Genomic DNA, 12,495 nt, shown 5'->3' with positions numbered 1-12,495 from the left:
AATGACCGCAACTATTATTTTAGGGATAGGACTGGAATATATAGACACGGTATTCCAGACCATACAGGACAGCAGCTTCTCGCAATATACTATTGCTGGAATGAAAACGCTTGCCGTGCTATTCTTTCTGGTTAATATTCTTAAAAAATATAATGAAGGTATTTCAGATAAGGACGGATATACTTGGGGATTGAGCCCAGGAGAACTTGCTAAAAATTTTGCGGTAGTACTATTGGTTATTTTTTCAACACAGATTTTAGGATTCTTCGATAGCATTCTAGTTTCCATAGAAGGGCAATATCGCGGCACAGCACCTGCTCTTATGCCTTTGCAAATGCAGGATATTCCTATTGAAGAGGATGTTAATCTTATAGATGTTGCAAAAAATGCTATGACATTGCTTTATGAAGCCTTGGTAACCCCTCTCTATGGTTTTAAAATATTTGCTTTTATTATAAGCATATTCCTTTGGATTTTGGACTTGTTTATTTATCCCCTCTTTCTTGCTGAACGTTATTTCCTTTTGGGCATCATGCAAGCCTTTTTTCCTTTGGTTATAAGCTTAGCAGTATTTGAGAAATTCCGATCCTTAGCCTATACCTTTTTTAAATTGTATGCCGCGGTTTATATGCTTGTACCGGCGTTCTTTCTAGTCAATGTATTTATCAATGCTCTTTATACAGAAATCAATACAAATTTCTGGACCAACTTATTCGGAACCGATACTGGCCAAGGCTTTTTTGCACCTGTAGTACAACTCGGTTCAGTAGGTTTTATCGTCTTCTTAAAATTCAAATTGTACAGACGTGCAACGTCTTTTACGCTCAGATTATTCACCAACTAATTCCAATCAGAATGAAAGCACCTTATAACAACATTTACAACATCTTAAAATTAAACCGGTTCATCGTGCTAGCGGTCGTAATTTTTGCTTTTTTATTCAGCATATTTTCTTTATGGATGGCATTTAGCACGAATAAAAGGGCGCTGAACAGTGCTTTTGCAATCAATACAGATGGCAGTATTATTCCGCTAAAACTTATTACCCAAAAGGAGAATTTCAGGGTGGAAGCTTTGGCGCATTTAGAGTTGTTCCATACCTATTTCTACAATATCGATGCAAGCAATTATGAACGCAACTTAGAAAAGGCACTATGGTTGGGCAATAGTTCGGTAGACAATCTGTACCGTCAAAAGAAAGCGGATGGCGTTTATAATCGTCTATTGCAATATTCATTGGTTCAAAAGGTACAGAGTATCGATTCGAGGTTAACCGAAAGTAATGGCTCATACAGTTTCACAACCACAACCATTTTCGAAATCAATAGAGGCTCTATAATAGACACCTACGAACTGGTTTCCACAGGAAGCCTAATTATGGTTGACCGAAACTTCCCTAACAATCCACACGGATTATTGATTACAGACTATTTCGAGAACATCTTAAAAAAATTAAACAATGAAAATAGAGCCGATAATCGGCATTTAAAAAATCACTCTAATGAAATGAGCCATAAAAATTTGGGGTATTAACCGGAATATTGATTGGCGAATTACATCTGACAAACGAAAAATAAATAAACAGCAACAAATGAAAATAGAAAAGAATAAAATTGTCTTCGCAGCAGTATTGGCTGTAATTTTTATATTCCTGATTTCCTATTCCCTGATGGTAATGGGCGATGATGAAAGTGAAAATGAAAACCTTGAGCAGACCTTGGTGCCCAATTTAGAAGAAAACCAAAAAGAGTACGATTCTAAATTGGATGCCATCAATGATTTAAAGGAAGTCCGTGAGAACAATGCACCGAGTATTTATGATGAAAAACTGATTGATTCCCTTGGTTATTATGATCCAGATTTGCCGGAACGTGAAAAAGAGCGCATCGTGGACAGCATCTATTCCGCTGGGAAAATCAAATATTCTGAATCGACCTATCAGAATCTTGGGGCAGGAAAAACAGTTCCCAATAAAATTCAAGAAATAGATTCTGAAGAAATAAAAAGGGAACAGAAGATTGAAACCCAGGAATTAGGTTTGGAACATCAACTTTTCTTTGCCGCCTCGCCCAAACCCAACGACATTTCAATTATCGGAAATACAGATGAAACAATCTATGTAGTTGTCGATGGCGATCAAGTTGTTAAAGTAAATAGCCGATTGAGAATGCGACTTTCAAAAGCTGCAATGATCAACAACAGGCAAATGCCAAAAAACACCCCTGTTTTTGGATTTATCAGTTTTCAACCCAATCGTGCTTTAATAGAAATCGAGAATATCAAACATCATCCAACGAAGCTCAAAGCCTTCGATTTGCAAGACGGTAGCGAGGGCATCTATGTGGAAAACAACTTTCGGGCAGAAGTTACCAATGAAGTATTGGATGACATTATTGGCGATATCAATATTCCGAGTGTTCCTCAAGTTGGTGGAATTACCAAAGTTCTAAAGCGCAATAACCGAAGTCTGAAAGTGACCGTTCTGAACAATTACAAACTTATTCTAAAACCAAAACTATAAACACATAATGTGTTTTTAAAATTTACTCTTATGAAAAGATATATAATAACTTCAATTTTTTTAGCTACTTGCAATTTTGCACCTCTTCTTTGCACGGCACAAATTACAGAGCAAACATCTATAGTTCTGGACACTATATATGCCAATGACACTAAAAATGTGGCGCTGTTTTTTCCGGAGCCTATACGACAAGGGATTACTGGTACAGAGAATTTTGTATTTACGTACAACCGTGAGAAAGAACAATATTTTGGATTACTTCAGGCAAAGCCTGGAAAAGAAAGTAATCTGTTGATTATCAATAAAGATGGCTCAATTTTTTCGTATATTGTAAGGTATAAAGAGCAGCTTTCAAAGCTCAATTATTTCATTCCCATATCAAGTAGAATCGGGAATGAAAAGCCATTGGTAGCCGACTCAATTGAGGCAATAACTTATGAAGAAAGTATAGATAATAAAACGTATTATTATCAAAAATTCTCTTCTCATCTTCTTGAAAGACAACAGCATATTGGTCGGATTAAGAAGCAAAATGAAGGAATTGTTTTGAGCGTTGAGAATGTTGTTTTTGATAAAGAGGAACTCTACTTCGTTATTCAGATTGAGAATAAATCTAGCTTGGATTACGATTTGAATTTCTTAAACCTCTCGATTGAAACAAGACAAAAAGGGAAAAGGAAATCATTGCAACGACTAAATAAAGAACCTCAGTTTCGATATAATGTACCTTCCCGAATTAGTGAAAACGAAGCGGTGAGATTGGTGTATGTGTTGCCCAAGTTTTCATTATCTAATGACCGTAAGGCAATTTTAGAGTTGAATGAAAAGAATGGCGAACGTAATATAGAACTGAAAATATCGCATAGATATATTAATAATCCAAATTGAAAATATTATGAAACATATAGTTATATGCTCGCTAGTAATTTTATTTATTTCCTGTTCTCAGAATAAAAAACTAAGCCCTACAGAAACCGCCAAAGTTGTTGCCGAAAGTTTTTATCACGGTGATGAAGCAACATTAAAAAAACATACCACTGAGGAAGGCTATGCAAACCTTTCAAGTATTCAGGAAATGTTTGCTCAAGACAAAAGCTCAGACTCCAATTTCAAAATAGTTGATGAAGCTATGGAAGACAAAGTCGCATGGATAAAATATTCCACAGCTTACGACCCAAAACCTGGTGTTTTTAAACTTGTTCAGGAAGATGGTCAATGGAAGGTTACTCATAATGGCCCAAGAGATAGAGGGCCTTTCTAAGAACGACGATTTTTCTTAAAATTTTCTCTCTAATTGGTGGGTATAGCCTTCTTGTTCTAATTGCTCGCAATAACGGTTTCCAAGTGTCCTTCGGTAAATTTCATCCTTTCCTTGCTTTTTTCCCTTTTTCGGTAAGTCTATACTGCTGCTTACTACTCCTCGGTTTATCTGGGATTGTAAGTTCTACGAGATCATTTTCTATTGCCGGCACCAAATAATTAATTCTAAAATTTTTTCTATCCGTAAGCCCTAAGTGATTTTGCAATTCAGTTCTATTGTGTTCGGAATTAAAAGCATTTAAAAGTTCGCGTACTTGGGGGGTGACTTGGGGGATACTTGCGGGGTACTTGGTGGGTACTTGCTCGGTTGCATAAACAGATTCTGCCGAAGGCAACACCATTCGTAGAAAATTATCGGAAAAATGAAAGCTATCTTTATCATAATGCTCCAGTATTCTAGGTATCCCAGAACCCAGTTGTTCCACAAGGTCCAAATCTTTATATACGCGCATTAATTCTTTATTCCTAGGGATAGAGTAGCCTTCAAAAAACTCACTTTTACTTAGTCCATCTGGTAAAGATCCTGCAGATGTAATTTCTAATCGATCCCTAAAAATCTCAAATTTTGGTGCTATCTCACGAGTAAAATCATTATGAACAAAAGCATTTATAATCGCCTCTCTTAAAGCAATAGCATTCCAAAGACGCTGCTCTTTTCGTTCTTTTGGCGTGATTTGAGTGATTGTACGGTTTTCTAAATTTATTTTGTCCAACACACTTTTAGTTGCCTTTATCAGCGAGCAGTAACCGTATTCATTGCTTTCTATTAAATCTACACGCGTTTCACCTTTATACTTAGCTACTTTTACAGAAACGTTATTTTCATCGGCCAACAAATAAGCCGCATAATTTAGATCCCCGTTTGTGGTTGTAAGCTCTAAGTTTTTTCTGAATTGTTTATTGAGTGGCTTTTGCTTTTCTTGATAATAAATGCGAAGCTGTTCAAAGTTTAGGTCTTGGCGATGCGCTTTTATAATTCCAATAGAATTACGGGTACGAGAAGCAAAAAGCTCGTCAATCATTTTTTGCGGCATCGGTTCAGCTGCTGAACCCAAACGAATAAAACAACCCCTTTCACTCATCCCGTATTTTTTAAGATGATAAGGTTTTTCTGGACCGCTGGCCACTATGATTTTCAGAATGTTCTTGCCGTCCCTTTCCTCACTCACAATATCGAACAAACCAAGAGCTGAAGGACGGATATTATTCTTTAATCTATCCTTAATCTTCAGTTGGTCGCCATCTGCATCTGCCAAACCATAAGTGTTCCCTTCCTTATCAATACCAATATAGATAATACCACCTTCACGGTAGTTTAGGAATGCGATAACCTCTTTTTCAAGCCCATCGGACAGTTCTCTTTTATATTCTATGCGGTTTGTTTCGGTCATTAATTAAATAAATTGGCAATTTGGAAATAAAGATAACTATACGCTAACAGTTTTTTCGCTTAGCAAGGTTTTCATTTTATACAATAATAGTGCCTTCCTTTTTTCGTGGAAATTTCCATATTCATTCAAACTCAAATCGACATCCGGAATTAAATGAGCGTTCAAAAATTGGGTTCTATTATTTTCATTTGTTTCTTTCTCAACCCAATCCAACAGATTCATATTACTCTTGGACATATTCTCATTAGCATCTAACATTTGAAGGTTATAGATGGAATTGTAAGTGTGCCACCTATAGCTTTCTTTGTCGGAAGCTTCAAGATTATCAAACTCAAATGCTGAATGGATATGGTCTTTATGAAAATTATTATTTCTATAATCTAAATCCGGATATAATAGAGAGAGAATAGAAAAAGCATACTGATTGTCTTTCTGTGTGAAAAGTACTTCTTCTATAAATTCATCGCCAACGCTCGTATCCTTTCTTATATGATTAAAAATAGAATTGACAGGAAAAGAGGTAATCTCTGGCTTAATTTTCATTTCAACTACATTGTTCGTGAAAGTCCTTCTTATTTGAGATAAAACTGAATCTGATGTTCCACCAAAAACCCTCTTAATCAACACTATGTGAAGCCATTTTTTTATTGATTCTCGGTCTTCTTTAAATTCGATTTTTATTGAATAATCTCTATAAATATTCTTATGATATAGATAATAAATGATTGGAATTACAGAGTTCTTGGAAGTCAATGTGTAATCTGTAAATCCGAAGGTTTTTATCAAATCAAATGTTGATAGGATTGAATCTCTAATTTTTTCCCATTCTGTTTCAAAATCCTTCGCGTTGCCTTTTGAAAAATTAGTAACCCTAAACTTAATATCTCGACTGTACAAATAAAGAAAGGATTTTAATATTAGGTCTTTGGATATTGAAAAACCTTTGTCCCTTATGCTATCTACAAGCTTGTGAATTTCTTTACGTGCATCTTTTTTTGTCCAGTTTGCAACTGCAATAGACATTAATAAATCTGAAAAATTTAAAGGTTCACCACCACTATTTATCCTGATAAAAATGTTTAAAGCCTTATCTAAACTTTGGTCCTTTTCAAGGAAATAATTAATTATAGGCTTTTCCATTATGGTTCGCCTCAGCTGTCTAATTGCTTTCCGGGAAAAGCTACTTTCAAATTCTTCTACAAACTCATCAAAAACTTCATCTTCTGTATAATTTAGAATTGCGCCAACCTTAAACCACTTTTGTTCGTTTGCTTTGTAAATTTCAGATTCTTCTGTTTCAGATTTTTCAAGAAAACTAAATTCGTAGATTCTGCCATCTTCCTCATCTTGAAGTTCATTAGAGATGTTCAAATACAAATGGCGCGTTGGAATACTCCATTCTGTATCTTCCCATTTTCTACGGTACTCTTTGTAACCGAAACTCCCTTTTAACCCAAGATATAAAGAAGTCAACCTCTGTTGGCCATCTAAGACCCCATTAAAGGAACTGATACCATTTGTTGAAATTTCCTCATTGTGGGTTTTATACCGTTCGCGATACTCATTTATGAACTTGTAGAATCGATATCCTTTCGAGGTGGTTTCTTCCACTTTCCAAAATAGAAAAGAGCTGATTGGATAATTCCTCATTATTGAATCGAAAAGCCATTCAATTTTAGAGTGATTCCAAATGAATTCTCGTTGTATAGCTGGAAGTAAAAACTGATTTGAGTCTATTTTTTCAATTGCATCAGAAATAGTTATAGGGGTTTGAAATGACATAAATTTCTTGGTTGGTTTTAGCTTGTATTATTTAACTGGCATTTGTTTTATATTATTTTTTACCAGCTTATTAAATTATTTTCGATATCAAATACTGAAGCTTCTACTTTTCCAGTTTCTGTAAATCCGTGTTTTCCATTTTCATTTTTGGAAACGGTCAACTCATTTCTGAGGATATGTGTGAGTTCAAGATTATTTCCTAAAATATAATCTGAATTAATAGCAAAATTGATTCCTTGCTCGCCAAAAGGTACGCTCGGATAATAAATTCCATCTACTTTACCTTCGGAAAGGGCAAGAGCAACGTTGCAATATGCTGTTGTTATGATATATGTTTTTCGGTCAGTTTTTGCAGATTTTCTAAACTTCTCGAAGAGAAATCTATAAAACAAGATTGTAGCCTCTCTTATTTCTGGGTCACTTTGTTCGATGAAAGTTTCCATAGCTGCTCCGTGTTCTTTGTCGAACTCCGAAATTCTATGTTCCTTGTCGGGTGTCGTTACTATAATTCCGATTAAGGGTTTTTTTAGTTGCCAACGCCCAATGGTTACATAAACTTTGTCGCCATAGTCTTTTGTATCAGACCAATACTCGACTAACTCGGCAAATGAAGTAGGTCTGTTTTCTGAACAATAGAATTTAGACTGAAATGGTCGATTACATCTCGCAAAATCTTTGACAAATTGATTCGGTGTTATTGAGATATCAGATATTAATGGAAATAAATCATTGTCTTCGTGGGTGCGTGTTCTGAAAAATACTGATTTGGCAGGAATCTCATATTGTAAAACTGGAAGCCTTCCTATTGTTAAATAGGCTAAAACCGCTTTTTCGTAAGCGTACTCATTTTCTGGATTTATCGCCTCCAATAAAGCAATAGCTTTTTTTACATTTTCAACAGACATCTTCTTTTAGTTCTATGTACTCAATTCTTTATCTAAATTACTCGTAAATAGACCTTGAACCAATTTACCATTTCTTAAATATTCAAAGAAATCATCATAATTTTCAGGACTTAAGAAATGAAAATTATATCGTTGATTCACATTATTTTCTTCAAGTTGTTTGTTTAATTCCTGAAAATGAATGGTCGCCCATTTAAATTTTGCTCTATTTAAATCTGAATAGTCTTGGTCATCTTTAATTTCTACAACGGTAATATATTCCATTTCCTCGTCCGAAGTTTTAACAAAAAAATCCGGATTGAATTTACCTTGTTTTGTGTGATTTCCAGATTTACTTGATAGTGAGTATTCAATTGTATAGAAGCTTTGATTAGTTGATTTTAGCCAAGCATCCAAGGCTTTGGAATTTTCATTCCTAACCAATTTTTCAGCAAATTTTCTTTCAGGTGTTGCGTTTAGAAATGCTAAATCTACTGGTGTTTTGAAATCATAACTATTTGCCTGCAAAGTAGCATTACGAGGAAAAGTTCCATCATCAATTACTTCCTGCAAAAAGTTTAAGACGTCTGTGTCTTTAACTTCTTCATTGTAATTATTTGAATACATAACCGTAGAATTATGCCGTAAATTCCCTATTGACAATGTTTCCTTTATTCTTTCTTTAGTTGAGATAACAAAGGGCTTTTGCGCTATTCTGACTAATTCGAGCGATTTGTTTTTTCGTCTTAGAAGCGTATTGAACGAAGAAAAAATATTCCGTTTATTCTTTTCATTCAATTCATCCCCTTCGAGACCAACTTTATCCATTGAACGCCTTATTAACTTTGTAATTTCTTCTTTGGGTGGAAGGTTGTTTTTTGTGTATTGACCTTCTTGCAAATTGAGTGTAACACCTTCCCATTCTCTCGTCTGAAACTCGTGATAGATTTTATCGACGATTTCCTTAATTGGTGTCATTCTATTTTTAATCTTGTACTCAACAGGTATATAATCGCTTGCGAGATTGGTGTAGGTAGTCTCTTGGTTTACCTGGTCAACCGAAGATTCTAAAGTTATGATGCCCTTATAATTAAACTCTTTCTCTTTACTATTGTTTTCTACTGCTTTTTCAATTTTGTCGTAATCTATATTGTATAGTTCAAAATGAAATTTACTCCTATCGGCATCGATTAAGTTAGAGCTCTCCAATCGCATTTCTAACTCCAGTACTTCATCTACCAGTCCTTTAATTTTTGACCCCCAAGAAGAATGGTTAAAAATAGTTACCTCTGCATTATTTATATATTCAGGTGGTACTCTCAGACCTCTACCCAATACCTGAGAAATCAATAATTTTGAATTGAAAGCTCTTTCTTCCATAGGGACGATTTGAAACACATTTTTGACATCCCAACCCTCAGTAAGCATTGAAACAGAGACAATCCATTCTACTGTTGAATCCTGCATATCCACTTCTTCCAAACGAATAACATTATGTTTGTGCATCTTATCAGAAGTTACCGTCATAACCAGCTTGTCACGAACTTCTTGCTCTTCCAAACCTTCTTCCAGCATTAAAAACTCAACCCATCGCGTTTCGAGTCTTTTGGCATTGGTAATATTGTTTGTTACCAGAATTGTTAAGGGTTTTACATTTTTGTAAGTGACTTTATTTTTGCTATGGTTCTGATATATTTTCTGGAATCTTTGGTCTTCATTTATACTATCATCTTCAGATACGTAATTAATTTTCTTTACAAATTTTTCATCAACAGCTTCTCTTAAAGAATACCTGTAGATTACGTCATTGAAATAATCATTTCCTATATATGCTGTACCTGTAAAACCAAGCATATATTTAAAATTATAACCATCGTCCAATAAAAACTTCTTCCAAATTTTTAACCCTCTTGCCTCCGTAGTATTACCAGAAATCTTATTATAAATGTGATGGGTTTCATCATTCAAAACTACCGTGTCAAAACCTCTTTTGAAACCAAAACTATCTTCTATTGATGAACCTGTTCTGTCATAAACAGCGTGGACATTTTCAATACAAATTGCACCTTCGTCCACGGTAACACTTCCATCAACAATACTCGGATTTTTAATTATTGAGGATGGCGGAATTGTTTCTTTTAGAATTGGGTCAGAAACCAATGCTAAAAACTTCTTATGTAGTTCTTTTTCAATTGTAGTAGATGGGCACAAAATGAGTACTCTTTTAACCAAGCCTAAGCCCAATAAAATTTGCGCTATTCCGTACATCACATAACTTTTTCCGGTCCCTGTAGCAAGGTCTATTGTTGCAGATAACTTTGAAGGAAGTTGAATCTTACGGTGGTAATCTGCAAGCTCAGGATATCTTTCTCGTAATTGAGGATTTTGGTAGTGATTTTTAGAAACCAAATCTTGAATATTAGTATATTCTTTGGATGCCAAGTAAATAACTGAACTTCTTATGGCTTCCTTTTGATACTCCCTTGTTCCACAAAGTGCATCCAAGAACCTATCCCAATAAGGAAGTGGTAGCTCGCTTTGGTTATAAAATTGATTTACTTTTAATATTAAATCTTTTGTGTCGTATCGCTTTTTTTCCTGAATCATCCCTTCGTATTTTTATTTGTAAATACCTCACGGAATTCATTGCCATAAATATCGATATAAACCGCACTTACTTTAGAACCACAACCTTCTATAGAAACCTGAGCTTGACCATCTTCGTCAATAATATCTGCTGCAAAAAAAACATCTGACATTAAAAACTCATTTCCATTGTAGTTTTTATCTACAACGACCATCGCCAAGGCTTCCAGACCTGGAATATCCTCTAAAGTGTCTTCGTCAGGATAGTAGGCTTTGAAAGCCTCTATTATAATGACACCATTATTAAACGAAGACCTGACTTCTGGTTGTCTAATGAAATGAAAACCAACTGCATTTTCAAGTGAATTGACATTGCTCGAACTTTTAGGTTGCCTGAACTTCTTGAATTTCTCCTTATGCAATTCTTGTATGATTTGATAAGGTACTTTTAGAAAATAGTAACGTACATTACCTATCTCATAATAATCATCAATGAACTGAACAGAATTTGCAGGTGCAATAATGTAAACACGGTCGCCAATTTTTTTACCAATATTCTTGTGAAGAATTTCCAAATAATCTTCATCAACCGCTGCATCTTTATGCTCCCAATATTTCCAAATCAAAACGTCATATCCATCCTTACGCTCGCCTTGGAATTCGATTCCCGCTATCTTTTTAGATTTTGGGCTTACCTCAAAAAGATTTAATACGAAATCTTGATATTCTTTATGTTGTAGTGAAAAGAGTTTTTCGATATCATAAAAACCTGTGTTTACAGTTATAAAAGCTTTAGCCTTCCCCTTATGACTTTCATTTTCCTCAACTAAGGAATTTGTAGTTTCCAAAGTCAAAATCCGTTTTTGAGCTGTGTAGAAACTAAATTTACCAATATCACAACTTATCCATTTACGATTTAATTTTTCAGCAACCGCGGATGTAGTAGCACTTCCTGCAAAGAAATCTAAAACCAAATCGCCCTCAAAAGTTGTAGCTTCAATTATCCTTTGAATGAGTCTTTCAGGTTTTTGAGTTGGATAACCAACCCTTTCTTTTGCCATAGGGTTTACGTGATTAATATCTGCCCATAAGTTATTCATCGGAACACCTTTAGACTTTTTTAAATATTGTTTCATTTCTGGATACTTAGAACCGTCGCTCCATCTAAGCATATCCTTTTTTTTGAGATATTCATACTTTTCCTTCGAATACGTCTTAAGTGCTGACCAGCGGTAATACCCACTTTTATCTTTATACTTAAATCGTTTTAAATATTTTTCTGAATACTCACGGAATAATTTATTGAATTGAAATTCTGTGGATTTTGAGTAATAAAGAATTGTATCAGTATCTGCACTAAATTTTCTCGCTCTGGCTTTACTACTTCCTGTATTTGTTGTTCGTTGCCAAATTATCTCATTACGTAAATTCCTTTCTCCAAAGACTTCATCCATTAATACCTTGATATAATGTACTTTCTTATAGTCAAGATGAACCATAATGCTACCATCTGTTGCAAGAATTTCTCTCGCTACTATTAGCCTTTTACGCAAAAATTCAACAAATTCAGCATCTTTAGTTTTATCAGAATATGCCTTTTGACCCTCAGAACCACTAAAATCAGAGGCAGTAGCAAATGGTGGGTCTATGTAAATTAATTTTACCTTTCCTTTAACCTTATCTTTTATGAGTGGGTCTTCATTTTTGTAAATGGTTTTGAGAAATTGAAGGTTGTCGCCAAAGACAATCATATTTTTCCAACCGTCAGGATAAGATTCACGGTCGCCATTATAAGTTCTTTCAATTTGTAAGGGTGCAGCCGTTACGCCATCTTCATCTGCAAGAATATCCTCTTTACGCATTTTACCAGCGTAAACAAGCTCGTATTCCTTTTGAGTAGTGGGAAATAACTTATATTTGAAGTCGTCGGGCAATTGCTCGCCCTTTTGTAATTTTTCTATTAAATAGTTCTTTTCTCTTTGGCTTAATTCTGTCATTTGGTGGTAAAAAT

Annotated in this window: 10 protein-coding genes; 5 read left to right on the top strand and 5 right to left on the bottom strand. The window is 34.7% G+C overall.

The window, feature by feature from the left end:
• The first annotated feature begins 1 nt into the window (after nt 1).
• The 5 genes from P163_RS06275 to P163_RS06255 are packed head-to-tail and all read left to right on the top strand — an operon-like array spanning nt 2 to nt 3,782.
• On the top strand, nt 2-844 hold the full coding sequence (locus P163_RS06275) for a hypothetical protein (RefSeq protein ID WP_034888767.1): 843 nt from the start codon (nt 2-4) through the stop codon (nt 842-844).
• Nucleotides 845-855: 11 nt separating this feature from the next.
• Nucleotides 856-1,533, top strand: coding sequence for a conjugal transfer protein TraK (locus P163_RS06270; protein WP_231556168.1), 678 nt, complete (start codon nt 856-858; stop codon nt 1,531-1,533).
• A gap of 58 nt (nt 1,534-1,591) precedes the next feature.
• Entirely contained in the window at nt 1,592-2,521 is a 930-nt protein-coding gene (traM, locus tag P163_RS06265; RefSeq protein ID WP_034888765.1) for a conjugative transposon protein TraM, read from the top strand.
• A 30-nt stretch (nt 2,522-2,551) separates the two neighbouring features.
• Complete coding sequence (locus tag P163_RS06260) at nt 2,552-3,409, top strand: DUF4138 domain-containing protein (RefSeq protein WP_034888763.1); 858 nt, start codon at nt 2,552-2,554, stop codon at nt 3,407-3,409.
• 7 nt (nt 3,410-3,416) lie between these two features.
• Complete coding sequence (locus tag P163_RS06255) at nt 3,417-3,782, top strand: hypothetical protein (protein ID WP_034888761.1); 366 nt, start codon at nt 3,417-3,419, stop codon at nt 3,780-3,782.
• Between the two features lie 100 nt (nt 3,783-3,882).
• Here the strand turns inward: P163_RS06255 and P163_RS06250 are convergent, their stop codons facing one another.
• From P163_RS06250 to P163_RS06230, 5 genes are read right to left on the bottom strand one after another with little or no spacing between them, the layout of a single operon-like run.
• A complete protein-coding gene (locus P163_RS06250; protein ID WP_034888759.1) occupies nt 3,883-5,232 on the bottom strand; it encodes a Fic family protein in 1,350 nt (449 codons plus the stop codon).
• Between the two features lie 36 nt (nt 5,233-5,268).
• The gene (locus P163_RS06245; RefSeq protein ID WP_034888757.1) at nt 5,269-7,014 is read right to left on the bottom strand and encodes a DUF262 domain-containing protein; all 1,746 of its coding nucleotides are present in this window, start codon (nt 7,012-7,014) and stop codon (nt 5,269-5,271) included.
• A 59-nt stretch (nt 7,015-7,073) separates the two neighbouring features.
• Nucleotides 7,074-7,919 (bottom strand): RES domain-containing protein, encoded by an 846-nt coding sequence (locus tag P163_RS06240; RefSeq protein WP_034888754.1) that lies wholly within the window; start codon nt 7,917-7,919, stop codon nt 7,074-7,076.
• A 12-nt stretch (nt 7,920-7,931) separates the two neighbouring features.
• Nucleotides 7,932-10,505, bottom strand: coding sequence for a DEAD/DEAH box helicase (locus P163_RS06235; protein WP_081891305.1), 2,574 nt, complete (start codon nt 10,503-10,505; stop codon nt 7,932-7,934).
• Nucleotides 10,502-12,481 carry a site-specific DNA-methyltransferase gene (locus P163_RS06230; RefSeq protein ID WP_034888752.1) on the bottom strand — a complete coding sequence of 660 codons (1,980 nt, stop codon included), beginning with the start codon at nt 12,479-12,481 and terminating at the stop codon, nt 10,502-10,504. The genes P163_RS06235 and P163_RS06230 overlap by 4 nt, the downstream gene beginning before the upstream one ends.
• Nucleotides 12,482-12,495: the final 14 nt, after the last annotated feature.

Source organism: Gillisia sp. Hel_I_29 (assembly GCF_000744275.1).
GTDB lineage: Bacteria > Bacteroidota > Bacteroidia > Flavobacteriales > Flavobacteriaceae > Gillisia.
This window is presented reverse-complemented; position numbering and strand designations above follow the sequence as displayed.

Excerpts from the sequence above, each read along its gene's own strand:
- traM (WP_034888765.1), top strand. The coding sequence starts at position 1,592 with ATGAAAATAGAAAAGAATAAAATTGTCTTCGCAGCAGTATTGGCTGTA.
- P163_RS06240 (WP_034888754.1), bottom strand. The coding sequence starts at position 7,919 with ATGTCTGTTGAAAATGTAAAAAAAGCTATTGCTTTATTGGAGGCGATA.
- P163_RS06245 (WP_034888757.1), bottom strand. The coding sequence starts at position 7,014 with ATGTCATTTCAAACCCCTATAACTATTTCTGATGCAATTGAAAAAATA.
- P163_RS06275 (WP_034888767.1), top strand. The coding sequence starts at position 2 with ATGACCGCAACTATTATTTTAGGGATAGGACTGGAATATATAGACACG.
- P163_RS06260 (WP_034888763.1), top strand. The coding sequence starts at position 2,552 with ATGAAAAGATATATAATAACTTCAATTTTTTTAGCTACTTGCAATTTT.
- P163_RS06255 (WP_034888761.1), top strand. The coding sequence starts at position 3,417 with ATGAAACATATAGTTATATGCTCGCTAGTAATTTTATTTATTTCCTGT.
- P163_RS06235 (WP_081891305.1), bottom strand. The coding sequence starts at position 10,505 with ATGATTCAGGAAAAAAAGCGATACGACACAAAAGATTTAATATTAAAA.
- P163_RS06230 (WP_034888752.1), bottom strand. The coding sequence starts at position 12,481 with ATGACAGAATTAAGCCAAAGAGAAAAGAACTATTTAATAGAAAAATTA.
- P163_RS06270 (WP_231556168.1), top strand. The coding sequence starts at position 856 with ATGAAAGCACCTTATAACAACATTTACAACATCTTAAAATTAAACCGG.
- P163_RS06250 (WP_034888759.1), bottom strand. The coding sequence starts at position 5,232 with ATGACCGAAACAAACCGCATAGAATATAAAAGAGAACTGTCCGATGGG.